The 18,318-nt window shown below is 73.5% G+C and carries 16 protein-coding genes; 10 read left to right on the top strand and 6 right to left on the bottom strand.

The genetic code is table 11. The annotated features are described in order from the left end of the window. Positions 1 to 10: 10 nt before the first annotated feature. Positions 11 to 667 carry a GntR family transcriptional regulator gene (locus STBA_RS16140; RefSeq protein ID WP_253195238.1) on the bottom strand — a complete coding sequence of 219 codons (657 nt, stop codon included), beginning with the start codon at positions 665 to 667 and terminating at the stop codon, positions 11 to 13. 127 nt (positions 668 to 794) lie between these two features. Between STBA_RS16140 and STBA_RS16145 the strand changes: the two genes are divergently transcribed. The 5 genes from STBA_RS16145 to STBA_RS16165 all read left to right on the top strand — a co-directional run bounded on the left by STBA_RS16145 (position 795) and on the right by STBA_RS16165 (position 8,432). After that, positions 795 to 1,391, top strand: coding sequence for a DJ-1/PfpI family protein (locus tag STBA_RS16145; RefSeq protein WP_077059923.1), 597 nt, complete (start codon positions 795 to 797; stop codon positions 1,389 to 1,391). Next, positions 1,388 to 1,882: a MarR family winged helix-turn-helix transcriptional regulator gene (locus tag STBA_RS16150; protein ID WP_077059924.1), complete on the top strand. Its 495-nt coding sequence runs from the start codon at positions 1,388 to 1,390 to the stop codon at positions 1,880 to 1,882. The genes STBA_RS16145 and STBA_RS16150 overlap by 4 nt, the downstream gene beginning before the upstream one ends. Before the next feature lie 173 nt (positions 1,883 to 2,055). Further along, positions 2,056 to 3,861 (top strand): DUF4328 domain-containing protein, encoded by a 1,806-nt coding sequence (locus STBA_RS16155; protein ID WP_077059925.1) that lies wholly within the window; start codon positions 2,056 to 2,058, stop codon positions 3,859 to 3,861. A gap of 109 nt (positions 3,862 to 3,970) precedes the next feature. Beyond that, entirely contained in the window at positions 3,971 to 6,037 is a 2,067-nt protein-coding gene (locus STBA_RS16160) for a serine/threonine-protein kinase (RefSeq protein ID WP_077059926.1), read from the top strand. Positions 6,038 to 6,182: 145 nt separating this feature from the next. Continuing rightward, complete coding sequence (locus tag STBA_RS16165) at positions 6,183 to 8,432, top strand: serine/threonine-protein kinase (RefSeq protein ID WP_079251959.1); 2,250 nt, start codon at positions 6,183 to 6,185, stop codon at positions 8,430 to 8,432. Positions 8,433 to 8,506: 74 nt separating this feature from the next. Here the strand turns inward: STBA_RS16165 and STBA_RS16170 are convergent, their stop codons facing one another. Next, positions 8,507 to 9,799 (bottom strand): adenylosuccinate synthase, encoded by a 1,293-nt coding sequence (locus STBA_RS16170; RefSeq protein WP_077059928.1) that lies wholly within the window; start codon positions 9,797 to 9,799, stop codon positions 8,507 to 8,509. A 131-nt stretch (positions 9,800 to 9,930) separates the two neighbouring features. On the opposite strand from STBA_RS16170, the gene STBA_RS16175 reads away from it, so the two are divergent. Beyond that, positions 9,931 to 10,680: a diacylglycerol kinase family protein gene (locus STBA_RS16175; RefSeq protein ID WP_077059929.1), complete on the top strand. Its 750-nt coding sequence runs from the start codon at positions 9,931 to 9,933 to the stop codon at positions 10,678 to 10,680. 15 nt (positions 10,681 to 10,695) lie between these two features. On the opposite strand, the gene STBA_RS16180 is transcribed toward STBA_RS16175, so the two are convergent. Continuing rightward, positions 10,696 to 11,211, bottom strand: coding sequence for a MarR family transcriptional regulator (locus STBA_RS16180; RefSeq protein WP_253194769.1), 516 nt, complete (start codon positions 11,209 to 11,211; stop codon positions 10,696 to 10,698). Between the two features lie 82 nt (positions 11,212 to 11,293). Here STBA_RS16180 and STBA_RS16185 point away from each other — a divergent pair, with 82 nt between their 5' ends. The 4 genes from STBA_RS16185 (at position 11,294) to STBA_RS16200 (ending at position 15,643) form a co-directional block, all read left to right on the top strand. Next, a complete protein-coding gene (locus tag STBA_RS16185; protein ID WP_077059930.1) occupies positions 11,294 to 12,229 on the top strand; it encodes an ABC transporter ATP-binding protein in 936 nt (311 codons plus the stop codon). Then, entirely contained in the window at positions 12,226 to 13,884 is a 1,659-nt protein-coding gene (locus STBA_RS16190) for an ABC transporter permease (RefSeq protein WP_077059931.1), read from the top strand. The genes STBA_RS16185 and STBA_RS16190 overlap by 4 nt, the downstream gene beginning before the upstream one ends. A 176-nt stretch (positions 13,885 to 14,060) precedes the next feature. Beyond that, positions 14,061 to 14,606 carry a hypothetical protein gene (locus STBA_RS37810; RefSeq protein ID WP_077059932.1) on the top strand — a complete coding sequence of 182 codons (546 nt, stop codon included), beginning with the start codon at positions 14,061 to 14,063 and terminating at the stop codon, positions 14,604 to 14,606. Between the two features lie 11 nt (positions 14,607 to 14,617). Continuing rightward, positions 14,618 to 15,643 carry a class F sortase gene (locus tag STBA_RS16200; RefSeq protein WP_077059933.1) on the top strand — a complete coding sequence of 342 codons (1,026 nt, stop codon included), beginning with the start codon at positions 14,618 to 14,620 and terminating at the stop codon, positions 15,641 to 15,643. 48 nt (positions 15,644 to 15,691) lie between these two features. Here the strand turns inward: STBA_RS16200 and STBA_RS16205 are convergent, their stop codons facing one another. The 3 genes from STBA_RS16205 to fbaA all read right to left on the bottom strand — a co-directional run bounded on the left by STBA_RS16205 (position 15,692) and on the right by fbaA (position 18,126). Then, on the bottom strand, positions 15,692 to 16,528 hold the full coding sequence (locus STBA_RS16205) for a tryptophan 2,3-dioxygenase family protein (RefSeq protein WP_077059934.1): 837 nt from the start codon (positions 16,526 to 16,528) through the stop codon (positions 15,692 to 15,694). Positions 16,529 to 16,624: 96 nt separating this feature from the next. Further along, on the bottom strand, positions 16,625 to 17,038 hold the full coding sequence (locus tag STBA_RS16210) for a DUF3151 domain-containing protein (RefSeq protein ID WP_077059935.1): 414 nt from the start codon (positions 17,036 to 17,038) through the stop codon (positions 16,625 to 16,627). 65 nt (positions 17,039 to 17,103) lie between these two features. Next, positions 17,104 to 18,126, bottom strand: coding sequence for a class II fructose-bisphosphate aldolase (gene fbaA / locus STBA_RS16215; protein ID WP_077059936.1), 1,023 nt, complete (start codon positions 18,124 to 18,126; stop codon positions 17,104 to 17,106). Positions 18,127 to 18,318: the final 192 nt, after the last annotated feature.

The following is an 18,318-nucleotide window of genomic DNA, read 5'->3' on the forward strand; positions in this document are numbered from 1 at the left end:
GGAAGGGCGGTCACGCCCCGGCCAGTTGAGCGGCGAGTTCAAGTGCGTGGGAGCGGTGGGCCTGCAGCAGGCGGCCGGTCTCGGCGGCGTCCTGCCGTTCGACGGCGTCGGCCAGTTCGAGGTGGCCGGACCAGAGCCGCCCGGCGAGGCCGGGCTGCCGGCGCAGGCGGGGCACGGTGAACGCCCAGCAGGCGACGCGCAGCCGGTCGAGGAACTCGCCGATGTGGGGGTTGCCGAGCAGCGCGTCGAGTTCGCGCCAGAAGCGCAGGTCGTAGGCGATGAGGATGTCCAGGTCACCGGCCAGGGCGGCCTGCCTGGCCGCGGCGGCGCGGCGACGGATGGAGGTGAACGCCTCGGGTACCGCCTCGCGCAGGCTTAACCCCGGGTCGGCGTGCAGTATCCCGTCGCTGACGAGCCGCTGGGCTTCGACCATGTGCCGGTAGTCGGTCAGCGAGAAGCGCCGGATGCGGAAGCCGCGGTGCTGTTCGACCTCGAGCAGGCCCTGGGCCGAGAGGTCCACCAGGGCTTCGCGCACCGGCGTGGCCGAGACGCCGTACTGTTCGGCGATCTCGCGCACGGTGAACTCGCCGCCGGGGGCCAGCCGCCCGGCGAGTATTTCCTCCCGAAGAGCGTCGGCCAGTTGTTCGCGCAAGGTGCTGCGTTGAATCACGGCGGTCCAGCCTAGACCCCTTCCATTGACAGCATACCGCTTATACGACAGTATGCTGTCAATGATGACGGGAAGAGACGCGCGCAGAGACGGGCGCAGAGACGGGCGGAGACCGGAGGACACCATGCGGAAGACCGTGCATCTGGCCGTGTACGACACGCTCGCCGACTGGGAAACCGGGCACGCCACGGCCGAGCTGACCAGGCGCGGCCACCGGGTGGTGTCGGTGGCCGCGACGGACGCGCCGGTCACCACCGTCGGCGGCCTGCGCATCCTGCCGGACACCACGCTGGATCTGCTGCGCCCCGAGGACAGCGCCCTGCTGATCCTGCCGGGCGCCGACCTGTGGCTGACCGGGGACGCGCTGGCGCCGTTCGCCCGCGCGGCCCGCGCCTTCCTCGACGCCGGGGTGCCCGTCGCCGCGATCTGCGGGGCGGCGTTCGGCCTGGCGCGGGCCGGGCTGCTCGACGGCCGCGCGCACACCGGCGCCGACCGGCAGGTGCTCGACGCCAGCGGCTACGCGGGCGGCTCGCGCTACCTGGACGCGGACGCGGTGACCGACGGCGACCTCATCACCGCTGGGCCCACGGACCCGGAGGCGTTCGCCCGCGAGATCTTCGCCAGGCTCGGCGTCTTCGAGCCGCACGTGCTCGACGCCTGGTTCCGGTTGTTCGCGCACTCCGACGCGTCCGCCTACCCGACGGTGGCGGCGGCCGGATGAGCGGAACGGAGCGGCCCGCCGGCCCGGCGGACCCCGCGGAGCCCGCGGACCCGGCGCTGCTCTCGGGCAGTGCGCTGGCGGTCTTCCGCCTCAACGGCCAGTTCCTCGCCGCCGCGGAGCGCATGGCGCGCCCCGCGGGGCTGACCGCGGCGTGGTGGCAGGTGCTCGGCGCCGTGCTGCGCGAGCCGCTGCCGGTCGCCGGGATCGCGCGGGCCATGGGCATCACCCGGCAGAGCGTGCAGCGCATCGCCGACCTGCTGGTCGGGCGCGGCCTCGCCGAGTACCGGCAGAACCCGGCGCACCGCAGGGCCAAGCTGCTCGCGCCGACCGCGGAAGGACGCGCCGCGGTCGCGCGCGTCGGGCCCGCGCACACGGAGTTCGCCGCGCGACTCGGCGAAGCGCTCGGCGGGCCGGAGGAGTTCCGCTACGTGCTCGCGGTGCTCACCCGGCTGTCCGAGGTCATGGACGGACTGCCGGACACCCGCGGCTGACCGCGCGCGGGCGAGAACCGTTCGCGGGGACCGCGCGTCCTCAACACTGCGGCGGCCGGACCGGCGGCGTCCGGGCCCGGCGCACGGGCCGCGGCACACGGGGACCCGGCCGCGGCCGGTTGACCTATCCTGCCTGCGACCTGATCACGCCTTCCGGGGGAGGAAAAGCGCGCATGAGACCGCTGGAGCCGGAGGACCCGCAGGCCATCGGCGGTTACCGGCTGCTCGGCCGGCTCGGCGAGGGCGGGATGGGGCAGGTCTACCTCGCCCGTTCACAGCGCGGCAGGACGGTGGCCGTCAAGACCATCCAGCCGGCCCTGGCCAGGGAGCGCGCCTTCCGGGAGCGCTTCGCGCAGGAGATCGCCACCGCCCGCCGGGTGGGCGGTGAGTGGACCGCGCCCGTGCTGGACGCCGACACCGAGGGCCGGGTGCCGTGGGTCGCCACCGGGTACATCGCCGGGCCCACCCTGCACCGGGTGGTGGCCGAGGACTACGGCCCGCTGCCGGAGCGGTCCCTGACGTTCCTCGCCAGGGGCCTGGTCCTGGCACTGCGCGATATCCACACCACCGGGCTCGTGCACCGCGACCTCAAACCGTCGAACGTCATGATCACGATCGAGGGGCCGCGCGTCATCGACTTCGGCATCGCCCGCGCCCTGGACGCGGTCACCTCGGGCGGGCTGACCCGCACCGGGGCGGTCATCGGCTCGCCCGGCTTCATGTCCCCCGAGCAGGTGCGCGGCGCGCGGCTGACGACGGCGAGCGACATCTTCTGCCTCGGCGCCGTGCTGGCCTACGCGGCCACCGGCCGACTCCCGTTCGGCACCGCGGACAGCGGCGGCCACGCCCTGATGTTCCGCATCGTGGAAGAGGACCCGGCGCTCGACGGCATTCCCGACGCTCTCCTCGGCCTCGTCGGCGACTGCCTGGACAAGGACCCGGAACGACGCCCAGGCATCCCCGAGTTGCTGGAGCGCACCGGGACCGCCGCCGAGGCGGAGCCCTGGCTGCCCGCCGAGGTGCTGGCGCAGCTCGGCCGGCACGCCGTGGCCCTGCTGGACAGCGAGGACCCGGCCGCCGCGGCCGGCCCGCCCGCGCCCCCGACCGCGCCGCCGCGCCCCGGCGGGGCGCCGGCCCACATCACCGCGGGCGCCCCCACCGCGCACCCCCTCACGTACACCGCACCGGCGTACGCGCCCGGCGCGGCGCCCGTCCGCACTCCGCCGCCGGCGCACGCACCCGGCGCGCACACACCGCCGCCGTGGCGGACGCCGCCGCCGCCCGGCCACGCCTGGCCCGCGCCCGGCCCGGCCGTGCCGCAGGGGCCGCCGCCGGAGCCGCGGCGGGCGAGCGCCCTGGCGAACGCCCTGACCTGGCTGTTCGCCGTCATGGCCCTGCTCGTCGTGGTCACGCTCGTGGTCCACCTGCAACTGCTCGGCGACCTGCGCGAGGAGCGGAAAGCCGACCCGTATCTCCTCTTCTCCTCCGTGGCGGACGCCGCCGAGGGGAGCAAGACCACGCTCGACGTGCTGACCACGCTCGTCGGCCTGCTCCAAATCGCGATCTTCGTCGTCTGGCTGATCTGGTTCCGGCGGATGCGCTGCAACGCGGAGGCGTTCGCGCCCGGCCGCATCCGCTACCGGCCGAACCGGGCCGTCATCTTCTGGTTCGTCCCCTTCGCCAACCTCGCGCTGCCCAAGCAGATCGCCGACGACATCTGGCGGGCCTCGCACCCGCTGCCGCACCCCGCCGTCGGCCTCGTCAACACCTGGTGGACGCTGCTGCTGGGCTGGATCGTGTACGGCATCGTCGTGAGCGGCGACCCGTGGCACGAGGCGGACGACTGGGACGAGGCCGTGACGCGGGGGAACCTGGGGGCCGTGGAGCAGGTGCTGTGCCTCGCCGCCGCCCTGGCCGCCGTGGTGTTCCTGAGGCGGCTGACCACCATGCAGCACAACCGGCTCACCGGGCCGAGATGAACGCGCGTGGCCGCCGCACCGGCGGCTCTGACCCGCATACGCGCCCACCGCGTTCACCTCTATCCTCGGTGAGACAACCACGTGAAACAATCGGGGGAGTCTGTTCCGTATGGACCGGCTGATGCCACAGGACCCGCACCGCATCGGTGCGTACCGGCTGCTCGGCCGGCTCGGCGAGGGGGGCATGGGCCAGGTGTACCTGGCCCGTTCTGAGCGCGGCCGTACCGTGGCCGTCAAGACGATCCGCTCCGCCCTGGCCCAGGAGCCGGACTTCCGGCGGCGGTTCTCGCTGGAGATCGCCGCGGCCCGCCGCGTCGGCGGCAGATGGACGGCGCCCGTCCTCGACGCCGACACCGAGGGCCCGGTGCCGTGGGTCGCCACCGGCTACATCGCCGGTCCCTCCCTGCACGAGATCGTCAGCCGCGATTACGGTCCGCTGCCCGAGCGCAGCGTCCGCCTGCTGGCCAACGGTCTTGCCCACGCGCTGCGCGACATCCACGACGCCGGTCTGGTGCACCGCGACCTCAAGCCGTCCAACGTGCTGCTCACCATCGACGGGCCGCGCGTCATCGACTTCGGCATCGCCCGCGCCCTGGAGTCCGCCCCGGGCGAGGGCGTCACCCGCACCGGCGCCACCGTCGGCTCGCCCGGCTTCATGTCCCCCGAGCAGGTCCGCGGCCAGCAGATCAGCCCGGCGAGCGACGTGTTCTGCTACGGATCGCTGCTCGCGTACGCGGCGACGGGGCGCACCCCGTTCGGCGCCCTGGACTCCGGCGTGCACATCCTCATGTTCCGCATCGCCGAGGAGGGCCCCGACCTCACCGACATACCCGAGGGTCTGCGCCGGCTGATAGCGGGCTGCCTGGTCAAGGAGCCCGAACGGCGCACCAGCGTCGAGGAGTTGCTGGCCGCGACCACCCCCGACAACTCGCGGGAGCCGTGGCTGCCCGGCGAGCTGGTCGCCCAGCTCGGCCGGCACGCCGTCGCCCTGCTCGACTCGGAGAACCCCGAGAGCCGCACCGACGCCCGCGCCGTCCCCGCGGAGCCCGCGGACCCCACCGCCACCGGCGCCATCGCCGCCGCGCCCGCGGACCCGACGGCTACCGGCGCCGCCGGCCCGACCGCCGTCGGCCCCACGCCGCTCGACCCCGGCCCGACCCGGCCGGCGCCGCCGTCCTGGCCCTCGTCCGCGACCCCGCAGCCGCGGCCCGTTCCCGTGCCTTCTCCCTACTCGCAGCCGAACACCCCGTACCGGCCCGACGTTCCCTCCATCCCCTCGCTCGGCGGCTACGGCCCCTCGCCGTACGGCAGCACGGGCGCAGGACCTGCGGCGCCGCGGCGGCGCCGCGCGGTCCCGATACTCGCCGTCGGCGCGGTACTCGTGGTGATGGCGGTGCTCGGCGTCGTGGTCGCGACGCAGCTGACCGGCGGCTCGGGCTCGGGCTCGGACGCCGCCATCGACGAGGGCTATCTCGGCGCCTGGCAGGGCGAGTACGAGAACGCGAGCGGCGAAGTGCGCGAGCTGCGCTTCGAGATCACGCAGGGGGCCGAAGGCGAGATCGTCGGCAGCGCCCTGACCCTCAGCCCGACCATCCTGTGCTCCTACGAGGTGCGTCTCGACTCCTTCGAGGAACGGCTGTCGTTCACCGAGGAGTCCGCCTGGGCCGTTCCCTCGCACCAGACCACCGAGACGTGCCGCGACAACAGCACGCCGCAGACCCTCCAGCTGTCGGGGAACGGCGAGGAGATGACGTGGAACTACGGCGAGCAGACCGCGACGCTGAGCCCGGCCGACACCGCCTCCGAGGCGAACGTGCCGGAAACGCTGCTCGGCGCGTGGCGCGACGAGTGGCGTGACGAGGGCCTGGACGGCGAAGAGGTCGACGGCGAGGACATCATCACCATCTCCCAGGGTCCGATCGGGGAGCCGGTCCTGCGCTTCGAGCGTTCCGAGGCGGGCGAATTGGTCTGCGCGTGGGACAACCGCCTCGTCAAGGTCGAGGGGAGGGAAATCACGCTCGGACCCGATGTCCTCGACGAGTCGGTCTCCGATCCGGACTGCGGTGTCTACTCCGGTTTCCGGCTGTGGCACGAAGAGGACGACGACGACACGATCAAGGTCATCTGGCTCACCGCGCTGGACAGCGACCCCGGCGAGTTCGAACGCAACGACTAGGTGTGCCCCATGTCACGAAACAGCACGGGTTCCCGGCCTCACGGCAGGATCGGGAACCGATCACGGTTCGGCCTCTGTCCTCACCGGTGCGTACGGGCGCCCGTATTCTCATGAGGCTTACCGGAGCGAAGAGGAGTAACACAGCATGAAACCGCTCGGGCCGACAGATCCGCAACGGGTGGGCCACTACAGGCTGCTGGGTAAATTGGGCGCCGGCGGAATGGGCAGCGTGTATCTCGCCCGTTCCGACCGCGGGCGCACGGTGGCCGTCAAGCTGGTCCAGCCCGAACTCGCGGCACAGCCCGAGTTCCGCAGGCGCTTCCAGCAGGAGGTGGACGCCGCACGGAGGGTCGGCGGCGACTGGACCGCGCCGGTGCTGGGCTGTGACACCGAAGCGCAGACGCCGTGGGTCGCGACCGGCTACGTCGCGGGGCCCTCGCTGCACGAGGTCGTCTCCCACACCTACGGCAGGCTGCCCGAGCGTACCCTCTTCGTCCTGGCGAACGGCCTGGTCAAGGCTCTGCGCGACATTCACGCCGCGGGTCTGGTGCACCGGGACCTCAAGCCGTCGAACGTCATGATCACGATTGACGGGCCGCGGGTCATCGACTTCGGCATCGCCCGCGCCCTGGAGGCCGGCGGCGAAGGGCTGACCCGCACCGGCGCGGCCGTCGGCTCGCCCGGCTTCATGTCGCCCGAGCAGTGCCGCGGCGAAGTGCTGACCGCGGCGAGCGACATCTTCTGCCTCGGCTCCGTGCTCACCTTCGCGGCCACCGCGAGCACGCCGTTCGGCGACGCCAACAGCGCGATGACCGCGCTGATGCTGCGAATAGTCCAGGGCCAGCAGGACCTTTCGCAGGTCCCCGAGAACATCAGGCCGCTGGTCGAACGCTGCCTGGCCCAGCACCCGGCGGAGCGCCCCAGCCTGGACGAGCTGCTCGCCGCGACCACCACCGACGACGACGAGGAGCCCTGGCTGCCGGGCGCCCTGGTGGCGAAGCTCGGCCGGCACGCCGTGGAGCTGCTGGACTCCGAGGACCCGCTCCAGGCCCCGCCGCCGCCCACGACGCAGCCGCCGCCGGCCATGCCGAGCGTTCCGCCGACCCCGGCGCCGCCCTCGGCCATGCCCAGCCCGCCGCCCCCCACGGCCATGCCGAGCCCGCCGCCGCCCACGGCGCCGCTGGCCCCGCCGACGCCGACCCAGCTGAGCACCCCGGCCACGCCGCCGCCGAGCCCGCCGCCGAACTCGGGCGTCGACGGGATGGCGACCATGACCTCGGCCGTTCCCCCCGCGGGGTACGGCTACCCGCAGCAGCCCGGCGGCTACGGCTACCCGCAGGCCCAGGGCACGCCGGGCTACGGCTCGCCCGTGCCGCCCGAGGTGGCCTCGCTCCAGGGCCCGTACGGGCCCGCCTACCCGGGCGGCCCCGGAGGTCCCGGCGGTCCCGGCGGGCACGGCCCGGGCGGACACGGCGGACACGGCGCGCCCGGCGGGCAGCGCAAGAACATCACGTGGATCATCGTCGCCGCGGTCGTGGTCTTCGCCGTCGCGGCGGGTGTCGCGGTCGTCGCCCTCGGCGGCGACGACGAGGACCCGGAGCCGCCGGGGCCGACGGCGACGGGCCCGACCGTCGACCCGACCACCCCGGAGCCGACCGATCCCGAGCCGTCCGATCCGCAGACCACCCCGCCAGGGGACGCCACGGTGGGCTCCGAGTTCGTGGGCGACTGGGAGGGCGAGGTGATGGAGAACGGTGAGCCGAAGGGCTGGTACCAGCGGCTGGAGCTCACCGACGGCTCGGGCGGCGACGTCGTGGCCACCCAGTGGACCCTGCTCAGCACCCTGCTGTGCACCGAGGAGTCGGAGCTGGTCTCGGCCGGGGACGGCACGCTGACGCTCAACGGCGCCGGCGTCACCGACACGGTGCCCGACGACGACCCGTCCCGGTGCGAGCCGTACGGGGAGCAGACCATCGAGGTGCAGAACGACGGCTCGCTGCTGTGGACCGCGGGCGCCCTGTCTGCGGAGCTCAGCTCGTCGTACCTGAGCGCCGGCGGCGACGGCATGCCGCTGGGCATCTACGACCAGGTCTACTCGTCCTCGGACTACGAGATCACCACCGCCTACTCGGCGTCCGCGGGCGAGTTGGCGCTCACCTACACCAACGGCACCTGCACCTGGGAAGCGCCGCTGGTCTCGGAGCGGGAGGACGGGGCCTCGATCCTGGTCGGTCCGGGCGACACGACGAGCGGGGACTGCGACCCGCTGCCGTCCTACCGCCTGGAGTGGGAGCCGGTCGAGACCTTCGAGGACGCCGAGTCGATCGAGTTCACCCCGTACGGCGGCGACGGCACCGGCGGCTTCACGGCCGAGTACTCGGGGAGCGCCGACTGACACCGGGCAGGAGGACGGCCGCGGGCCGGCCGCGTGGCGAACACGCGGCCGGCCCGCGGCCGTCGGACGGTCGATTAGGTTTTCTGGACGAACGCGTTGATCTGAATGGTCTCGTCGCGCCCGGGGCCGACGCCGATCGCCGAGATCGGGGCGCCGGAGAGGTCCTGGAGGGCCAGCACGTAGGACTGCGCGTTCTTCGGCAGCTCCTCGAAGCTGCGGGCCTTGGAGATGTCCTCGCTCCAGCCCGGCAGGTATTCGTAGACGGGCTTGGCGTGGTGGAAGTCGGTCTGGTTGTACGGCAGCTCCGTCACGCGCCGGCCGTCGATGTCATAGGCGGTGCACACCGGGATGCGCTCCCAGCCGGTCAGGACGTCCAGCTTGGTGAGGAAGAAGTCGGTCAGCCCGTTGACGCGGGTCGCGTAGCGGGCGATCACCGCGTCGAACCAGCCGCAGCGCCGGTCCCGGCCGGTCGTCACGCCGAACTCGCCGCCGATGCGCCGCAGCGCCTCGCCGTCCTCGTCGTGCAGCTCGGTGGGGAACGGGCCCGCGCCGACGCGCGTGGTGTACGCCTTCAGGATGCCGATGACGCGGCTGATGCGCGTCGGCCCGACGCCGGAGCCGGTGCAGGCGCCGCCCGCGGTCGGGTTGGAGGACGTGACGAACGGATAGGTGCCGTGATCGACGTCGAGGAGCGTGCCCTGGCCGCCCTCGAACAGCACGACCTTGCCCTCGTCCACCGCGCGGTTGAGCACGAGCACGGTGTCGCACACGTACCCGCGCAGGCTCTCCGCGTACCCGAGCAGCTCCTCGACGACCTGGTCGGTGACGATGGCGCGGCGGTTGTAGAGCTTGGCGAGCACCTGGTTCTTGTGGTCGAGCGCGGCCTCGACCTTCTGGCGGAGGATCGATTCGTCGAACAGGTCCTGGACCCGGATGCCCTGCCGGTTGATCTTGTCCGCGTAGGCGGGGCCGATGCCCCGGCCCGTGGTACCGATCTTGCGCTTGCCGAGGAAGCGTTCGGACACCTTGTCCAGCGTCTGGTGGTACGGCGTGATCAGGTGGGCGTTGCCGCTGAGCAGCAGCCGGGAGGTGTCGATGCCGCGGTCCGCGAGGCCGCTCAGCTCGGAGAGCAGCACCTTGGGGTCCACGACGACGCCGTTGCCGATGACAGGGGTGCAGTCCGGGGAGAGAATCCCGGAGGGCAGCAGGTGCAGCGCGTACTTCTGCCCGTCGACGACGACGGTGTGGCCGGCATTGTTGCCGCCCTGGTAGCGCACTACGTAGTCGACCGAGCCGCCGAGCAGGTCGGTGGCCTTTCCCTTGCCTTCGTCACCCCACTGAGCGCCGAGCAGCACAAGTGCGGGCACAGGCGTACACCCCTTTCGAGCGGGGCATCTACGCAAGGGCTGCCCCGGATCGACGAAACCCCTGGCGCAATCGCGACAGGGGCTCTTGCACAGAGAGCTTACGGGAGACGCAGCCGGGAGGCGAACAGTCAGTGCTCATCGTCATCGACCCGACGGCGCGGCGGACGGATGGGGAAGCGGTACGGATCGCCAGAGACGTCCTGTGCGCGGGTCCCGGCGAGGTCAAGGTGTGCGTCCTGGAGGGGCCGCAGGCGCTGACGCGGGTGCTGGCCAGGCGGCGCGGGCGGCGGCTGGTGATCGTCGGGGACGACGGGGCACTGCTGCGGGCCGTGAAGCTGCTGCACCGCAACGGGGAGTTGGACATGAGCCCGCTGGCCATGGTGCCGGTCGGCCCGGGGCCGACGGTGGCGGTGGCGCGGACGCTCGGCGTGCCGACGGACGCGGTGGCCGCGTCGCGCGCGGTGCTCACCGGCATCGACCGGCGGCTCGACGTGCTGACGGACGACGCGGGGGGCGTGGTGCTCGGCCCGCTCGGCATCCCGGCGCCGCGGGCCCGCCCCTCGGGGGCGACGGCCCTGTGGTGGCGGACGGTTCACCGGCCGCGGCAGCGGCTGCGCGTGGAGGCGGACGGGCGGGTGCTCGCGGACGTGGACCGGCCGGTGGCGGGGGTGTCGCTGCGGGCGGCGGACGGCCTGGCCGAGGTGGTGGTGCGGCCGAGGCCCGCGGGCGCGGACGTCTCCGCGCGCGCGACCTCGGTGACGGTGTCGGGACCGGCGTTCAGCTACCGGGCGGACGCGGTCGACCTGGGGCCGACCCGGGCGCGGACGTGGACGGTGCTGCCCGGCGCGCTGCGGCTGACGGTCCCGGCCCGGCCCGGCTGACCGGCGCCCGGCCGATCAGCGGCCGGCCCCGCGCTCCTTCCAGCGGGTCAGGATCGCGTCGAACTCGGACGCGAGGAATTCGAGGAACTCGGCGGTGTCGGTGAGCCGTTCCCCGGCGGGGCTGTGCTCGCCGACGACCTCGATGCCCGCGTGCATGGTGGCGATCCAGCGGGCCAGCGCGGTGTCCCTGCTGGCGATGGCCTCGTACCAGATGTCGCGGTGGAGGCGGTAGCGCTCGCGCCGTGAGCCGGGCTCGCGCTCGCGGCTGATCAGGTGCATCTGCGCGAGGTAGCGGACCGCGCCGGAGATGGCCGCGGGCGAGATCTGGAGCCGCCGGGCCAGCGCCGCCGAGCTGAGCGTCGGCTCGTGCGAGATGAGCAGGCAGGCGAAGACGCGGGAGGCCATCCGCTGCATGCCCGCCTGGGTCAGGTCGGCCGCGAGGCGCTCGACGACGGCCGCCATGGCCTCCGTGTACGGCTCGCCCGCGAGCCGATCATCCGCTTCCCCGACAGTCGTATGGTGCTCGATCACCGTGCCATCCTGCCACCCCGCCTACGGCGTATTGACACTTCCTTAGCTTCACAACATTGTGAAACAACTGTAGGTTCGAAACATGACAGAGGCAACCAACGCCATCACCGTCAGCGGCCTGGTCAAGACCTTCGGCAGGACGCGGGCGCTGGACGGGCTCGATCTGGAGGTGGCGTCCGGCGAGGTGCACGGCTTCCTCGGCCCCAACGGCGCCGGCAAGTCCACGGCCATCCGCGTCCTGCTCGGGCTGCTGCGGGCGGATGCCGGCACGGCCTCGCTGCTGGGCGGCGATCCGTGGCACGACGCGGTCCAGCTGCACAAACGGCTCGCCTACGTGCCCGGTGACGTCGAGCTGTGGCCCAACCTGAGCGGCGGGGAAGCCATCGACCTCCTCGCGAAGCTGCGCGGCGGCCTGGACCCGGGGCGCAGGGACCAGCTCATCGAGCGCTTCGACCTGGACCCGACCAAAAAGGGCCGGACCTACTCCAAGGGCAACCGGCAGAAGGTCGCCCTGGTCGCCGCGCTCGCCTCCGACGCCGATCTGCTGCTGCTCGACGAGCCCACCGCCGGCCTCGACCCGCTCATGGAGGTCGTCTTCCAGGACGTCATCGGCGAGGCCAAACAGGCCGGCCGGACCGTGCTGCTCTCCAGCCACATCCTGGCCCAGGTGGAGAAGCTGTGCGATCGCATCAGCATCATCAGGCTCGGCCGCATCGTCCAGTCGGGAACGCTCAGCGACATGCGTCACCTGACCCGCACCACGATCGAGGCCGAGACCGAGCGGCCGGTCACCGGCCTGGCCGAGCTGCCCGGCGTACACGACGTCGACGCCGCCCACGGCACGCTCCGGTTCAGCGTCGACGGCCGGCACCTCGACGGCGCCGTCCGCCGGCTCGGCGAGTTCGGCATCCGCAGCCTGATCAGCCACCCGCCCACGCTGGAGGAGCTGATGCTGCGGCACTACGGCGACGAGCTGAAGGCCATGGAGAGCAACAACGGCGCGGGAGCGGCCCGATGACCGCCACCGCGACCAGGCCGCCCGCGGTGGCCGCGCCGCGCGGGCCCGGCCACGGCAACGCCCTCGCCGGCACCGGCACCCTCGTCCGCTTCAACCTGCGGCGCGACCGGATCAGGCTGCCGGTGTGGATCGGCTCCCTGCTGCTGGTCACGCTGGCCTCCGTCTCCAGCTTCACCTCCCAGTACCCCGAGGCCGAGGACCGCGCCTCGGTGAAGGAGACCCTGGAGGGGCCGGCCGGGCTCGCCATGACGGGCCCCGAGCACTACCTCGCCGGCGACTACACCTACGGCGCCATGACCGCCCACCAGATGATCGGCTTCATGGGCATCGCCATCGGCATCATGAGCGTCCTGACGGTCGTCAGGCACAGCAGGACCGAGGAGGAGACCGGCCGCGCCGAGCTGCTGCGTTCCAGCGTGGTCGGCCGGCACGCCCACATGACGGCCGCGCTGATCGTGGCCGCCGCCGCCAACGCCGTACTCGGCCTGCTGCTCGCGGCCGCGCTGACCGGGCTCGGCGTCGACAGCATCACCGCGAACGGCTCCCTGCTCTACGGCGCGGGCAGCGCCGCGGTCGGCATCACCTTCGCCGCCGCCGCCGCCCTGACCGCGCAGATCACCCCGTTCGCCCGCGGCGCCGCCGGGCTCGGCATGGCCGCGGTCGCCGTCGCCTACACGCTGCGGGCCGTCGGCGACGTCGGCACCGGCGCGTTCGCCTGGCTCTCCCCGATCGGCTGGGCGCAGCGCACCTACCCCTACGTCGACGACCGCTGGTGGCCCCTCCTGCTGAACGTGGCGCTGGCCGCCGCGGGCGTCGCCGCCGCCTTCTGGCTCAGCACGCGCAGGGACGTCGGGGCCGGGTTGCGCCCGCCGCGCCCGGGCCGTGCCGTCGCCGGCGGGACGCTCACCACGCCGCTCGGCTTCGCGGTGCGGCTGCACCGCGGGGTGCTGACCGGATTCGCCGCGGGCGGGCTGCTGTTCGGCCTGATGTACGGCTCGATCCTGGGCGACGCGGAGGACCTGCTGGCGGAGAACGACCAGCTGCGGCGCACCGTGGAGCAGCTCGGCGGCGACCTCGTCGAGTCCTTCGCCTCCGTCATCATGAGCCTCCTCGCCGTCGTCGCCGCCGCGTACGTGGTGATGGCGACGCTCAGGGCCCGTTCCGAGGAGACCGCGGGCCGGGCGGAGCCGGTGCTGGCCACGGGGCTCTCCCGGGCGAGGTGGCTGGGCGGGCACCTCGCCGTCGCGCTCGTCGGCGGCACGCTGATCATGGTGCTCGCCGGGGTCGGCTTCGGCGTCTCCGGCGCCGCGTCGGCCGACGACACCGGCCTGCTGGGCAGCCTGACGCTGGCCTCGCTCGCCTACGCCCCCGCGCTGTGGACGACGGCGGGCATCGCCGCCGTGCTGTTCGGCTGGTTCCCCTCGGCGTCGGCGGCGGCCTGGGCCGTACCGGCCTACGGCTTCTTCGTGACGGCCCTCGGTGAGGTCGTCGACCTGCCGGACTGGCTGTACAACCTCTCGCCCATCGGCCACGTCCCGCAGGTGCCCGCCGCCGACCTCAACTGGGCACCGCTGGTCGTCCTGACGGCGCTGGGCGCGGTGCTGATCCCCATCGGCCTGCTCGGCTTCCGGCGCCGGGACCTGGACACCAAGTGACGGCCGTCGGCTGAAGACCCGTCAGCCACGGCCGGCGGGCCGCGTTCCCCTCGTGCGGAGCAATGCGGCACCCGCGGGGACGCCTTCCGGATGCGCTTCTCGTCACACACTGTTCGCATGGGTGACAACCCGTCACGCCACCCCGCGTGCGGCAGCCGACCGGAGGTCAGTCACCCATGAAGCCCCTGCACCGTTTCGCCAGCCGCCTCACCGCGACCGCGGTCCTGTCCCTGCTCCCCCTCGGCGTCGCCGCCGCCCCGGCCGCCGCCCACGACGACGCCAGACCCGGCTGGGACCACGCCTCGCCGCTGACCATCTCGCCCAGCGCGGGCGGCTCCGGCACCTCGGTCACCGTCAAATCGTCCTGCCACCCCAGCGGCCCGGCCACCTCGGACGCGTTCGAGCGGCACATCACGCTGCGGAAGGCCCACGAGAACAAGTGGGTCGGTACCGGCCGCATCAAGCGCAGCGGCCTCCAGGTCGGCAGGAGCTACCCCGTGACCGTCCGCTGCACCGACGGTGTGACGCTGAGCACGTCGTTCACCTTCACCGCGGGCACCCCGTCCGGCGGCGCCTCGGCCGGCTTCGGCGGCTCCGGCTCCTCGGACAGCGGCGGCACCCAGGCCACCGCGCTCGCCATCGGCGGCGGCGTGACCGTCGCCGGCGCCGCCGGTTACGTGTTCCTCGCCCGCCGCCGCCGCGCCGCCGGCACCCACTACTGAGGGCCGGGCGCGTGACCCGCCCCCCACGGCCGGCCCGGCTCGCGGCGCTCGCCCGCACCCGGCAGCTGACCGGCGCGGCCCGCCGCGCCGGCGAAGTACCTGCGAAGATCCGCCGCCGCGCGCCGCGGCTCGCGGCGGCCGGCCGGACCCTGGCCCAGCGCGCCGTCGCGGCCGGCCGCGGCGCCGTCGCCGCACGCCGCCGCCCGCGGCCGGCCGCGCCCGCACCGGGCCGCCCCGCGGCGCGGACTCGGCAGCAGCGGCTGTCGGTGCGCAGCCGGCGGCTGGAGGTGGCGGCCGCGGTCGCCGCCGTCGCCATCGGAGTGGCCGCCGGGGTGCTCGCGCCCGGCTCAGGCGACGACGTCCGCGAGGCGCGCGCCTCCAGCAGCATCGCCGAGGGAGTGTCCCGGCCCGGCGCGGTGGACGCGCCCGCCGCGGCGCCGGACGCGGGATCGACCGCGGACCTGGACGCCTCCATATCGGGCCAGCCCTCGGACGTGGTGGCCGCGCCGCTGGCGCGGGCCGACCCGACGCGGGTCCGCATTCCGCAACTCGCCACCGACGTCGAGGTCTTCGGCGCCGACCTGGCACCGGACGGGGCGCCGCCCTCGCCCTCGGTCGAGGATGCGATGCGCGCCGCCTGGTACGCGGGAGGCGTCGCGCCGGGTGAACGCGGCGCCGCCATCCTCGTCGGCCACCTGGACACCTACGACGGGCCGGCCGCCTTCGCGGGGCTCGGCTCGCTCCGGCCGGGCGAGAACATCGAGATCGACCGCGCCGACGGCCGAACGGCCGTGTTCACGGTGGACTCGGTCGAGCAGTACCCGAAGTCCGACTTTCCCGACCAGCGGGTCTACGGCGCGGTCGGCACCCCGCAGTTGCGGCTGATCACCTGCGGCGGCCGGTGGACGCAGGACGGCGGCTACGACTCCAACATCGTCGCGTACGCCCGGCTGACCGCCACTGCCGGCCAGGACACCGCCGCGCCGCCCACGCCCGCGCCGGAACCGGTGCCCGTGCCCGGCGTTCCCGCCGGGTGAACGGCCCCCCGCGCCGCGGCCCCGACCGGGCCGCGGCGCCGCACGCTTTCACACCCGGCCGCGCGCCGTCCACAGTTCGGGGAACACCCACCTGCGGGCCCGCTTCTCCAGCCACTCCACGCCGGACGAACCGCCGGTGCCCGCCTTGCCGCCCATCGCGCGGCGGGTCGCCACCAGGTGGTCGCACCGCCAGCGCCACACCAGCTCGGCCACCTCGGTCAGCGCCTCGCCCAGCCGCAGCGGTCCGCTCTCCGCACCGGTCCCCCGGCCGCCGTCGCCGCCGGCCGCGTAGATCCGCCGCCACGCCGCCTCCACCGCCGGATGCGGCTCGTACCGCCCGGTGCGCTCCCGGTGCAGCACCTCGTCGGGTATCGCCGCGCCGTGCCGGGCCAGGTACGCCAGCGCCTCGTCGTACAGGCTCGGCGCGCGCAGCGCCCGTTCCAGCTCGGCGTGCGCCCGGGGCGTGCCCTGGTGCGGGACCAGCATCGAGGGCGACTTCTCGCCCAGCAGGAACTCCACGTGCCGGTACATCGCCGACTGGAACCCCGAGCCCTCGCCGAGCGCGGAACGGTAGGCATTGAACTGCCGCGGTGTCAGCTGCGCCAGCGGCTCCCACGAGGCGTTCAGCGCCCGCAGCTCGTGCGCCGAGCGGCCGAGCGCCGCCAGCGCCGCGGGCAGCCGGTCCGCGCGCAGCGCGTCCACGGCGGTGCGCCACTCGTGGACGAGCACGGTGAACCACAGCTCCATGACCTGTGTCGTGACCAGGAACGCCATTTCGCCCGGATCGTCGGTCAGCGGTCGTTGGAGGTGGGTCAGCACGTCCGCCTGGACGTAGCGCTCGTAGGGGGTTTCGTTCTGTCCGAAATCGGTCACCGGTTGCGACATCGTTGTCTCCTCACGGCTTGGTCGCCGTCAGGGTACGGGTGCCGACGGACAAGGCGCCCCGCTTCGTCACGGGGCGCCCTCGGTGGGAGATCTCCGTCAGGACAGGGTGTCGGCCGCCGTCGGGGAGCTGTCGCGGAGGAACTGCGCGCAGCGTTCGTACTCCTCCTGCTCGCCGATGGCCGCCGCGGCACGGGCCAGCGCATGGAGTGCGCGCAGGAAGCCGCGGTTCGGCTCGTGCTCGAACGGGATGGGGCCCTGGCCGCGCCAGCCGCTGCGCCGCAGCGCGTCGAGGCCACGGTGATAGCCGGTGCGCGCGAAGGCGTACGACTCGATGCTGCGGCCCTCGGCGAACGCGTCGTCCGCCAGCTGGGCCCAGACCAGCGAGGACGCCGGGTACTTCGCGGCCACCTCGGCGGGGGCCGTACCGGCCGCGAGCAGCTCGCGGGGCTCCGGATCGTCGGGCAGGTGCGTCGGGGGCGGGCCCCCGAGCAGGTCTTCGTGAATGGCCATGATGTCCAGTCTGCCGGGTCCGCGGTGGAAGGCCCAGTTGCTTCCTGTGCCTCCTGGCGGACGCGTTACTTGAGCCGGGTGCCCGTGGAGCGCAGGTCGCCGCACGCCTGGGTGACCCGCTCGGCCATCCCGGCCTCGGCAAGCTTGCCCCAGCTGCGCGGGTCGTACGCCTTCTTGTTGCCGACCTCGCCGTCCACCTTCAGCACGCCGTCGTAGTTGCGGAAGGCGTGGTCGACGATGGGCCGGGTGAACGCGTACTGGGTGTCGGTGTCCAGGTTCATCTTCACCACGCCGTTGCCGAGCGCGGTGGCGATCTCCTCGCGGGTGGAGCCGGAGCCACCGTGGAAGACGAAGTCGAACGGGCTCGCCTTGCCGTGCTTCGCGGCCACGCCCTCCTGGAGGTCCTTCAGCAGCTCGGGGCGCAGCACGACGTTGCCCGGCTTGTACACGCCGTGCACATTGCCGAAGGAGGCGGCGAGCAGGTACCGCCCGCGCTCGCCGAGGCCCAGGGCCTCCGCGGTGCGCAGGGCGTCCTCGACGGTGGTGTACAGCTTGTCGTTGATCTCGTGGGTGACGCCGTCCTCCTCACCGCCGGTCGGGGTGATCTCCACCTCCAGCACGATCTTGGCGGCGGCGGCCCGGGCCAGCAGCTCCTCGGCGACCTCCAGATTGTCGCGCAGCGTCTCGGCCGAGCCGTCCCACATGTGGGACTGGAACAGCGGGTTCTCGCCGCGGGCGACGCGCTCCTCGGAGATGGCGAGCAGGGGGCGCACGTAGCCGTCCAGCTTGTCCTTCGGGCAGTGGTCGGTGTGCAGCGCGATGTTCACCGGGTACTTCTGCGCGACGACATGCGCGAACTCGGCCAGCGCCGTGGCCCCGGAGACCATGTCCTTGCTGTACTGGCCGCCCAGGAACTCGGCGCCGCCGGTGGAAATCTGAACGATGCCGTCGCTCTCCGCCTCGGCGAAGCCGCGCAGCGCGGCGTGCAGCGTCTGCGTCGAGGTGACGTTGATGGCCGGGTAGGCGAACTGGCCTGCCTTCGCCCGGTCGAGCATCTCGTTGTAGACCTCGGGGGTCGCGATGGGCATGTCCGCTCCTTGTGTTCTTGCCGTGTGCGTGGCGTTCGACTGCCCGAATATCCTCCCAGACGCCCGCAGCCACCGGGACAGCGCGCGACAGTTTCACGTGAAACAATCACGCAGGGTGATAATCGCTGGCCGGGGCGGCCACGTCGCACCGCGCGCCCGGCGCGCCGCGGGGCCGCAAGCCGGGGGCAGGCA

Source organism: Streptomyces sp. MP131-18, from assembly GCF_001984575.1.
GTDB lineage: Bacteria > Actinomycetota > Actinomycetes > Streptomycetales > Streptomycetaceae > Streptomyces > Streptomyces johnsoniae.

What these genes read in the sequence shown, in the direction of transcription:
- STBA_RS16190 (WP_077059931.1), top strand. Translation starts at nt 12,226, where the DNA reads ATGACCGCCACCGCGACCAGGCCGCCCGCGGTGGCCGCGCCGCGCGGG.
- STBA_RS16155 (WP_077059925.1), top strand. Translation starts at nt 2,056, where the DNA reads ATGAGACCGCTGGAGCCGGAGGACCCGCAGGCCATCGGCGGTTACCGG.
- STBA_RS16210 (WP_077059935.1), bottom strand. Translation starts at nt 17,038, where the DNA reads ATGGCCATTCACGAAGACCTGCTCGGGGGCCCGCCCCCGACGCACCTG.
- STBA_RS16205 (WP_077059934.1), bottom strand. Translation starts at nt 16,528, where the DNA reads ATGTCGCAACCGGTGACCGATTTCGGACAGAACGAAACCCCCTACGAG.
- fbaA (WP_077059936.1), bottom strand. Translation starts at nt 18,126, where the DNA reads ATGCCCATCGCGACCCCCGAGGTCTACAACGAGATGCTCGACCGGGCG.
- STBA_RS16185 (WP_077059930.1), top strand. Translation starts at nt 11,294, where the DNA reads ATGACAGAGGCAACCAACGCCATCACCGTCAGCGGCCTGGTCAAGACC.
- STBA_RS16150 (WP_077059924.1), top strand. Translation starts at nt 1,388, where the DNA reads ATGAGCGGAACGGAGCGGCCCGCCGGCCCGGCGGACCCCGCGGAGCCC.
- STBA_RS16160 (WP_077059926.1), top strand. Translation starts at nt 3,971, where the DNA reads ATGGACCGGCTGATGCCACAGGACCCGCACCGCATCGGTGCGTACCGG.
- STBA_RS16145 (WP_077059923.1), top strand. Translation starts at nt 795, where the DNA reads ATGCGGAAGACCGTGCATCTGGCCGTGTACGACACGCTCGCCGACTGG.
- STBA_RS16165 (WP_079251959.1), top strand. Translation starts at nt 6,183, where the DNA reads ATGAAACCGCTCGGGCCGACAGATCCGCAACGGGTGGGCCACTACAGG.
- STBA_RS37810 (WP_077059932.1), top strand. Translation starts at nt 14,061, where the DNA reads ATGAAGCCCCTGCACCGTTTCGCCAGCCGCCTCACCGCGACCGCGGTC.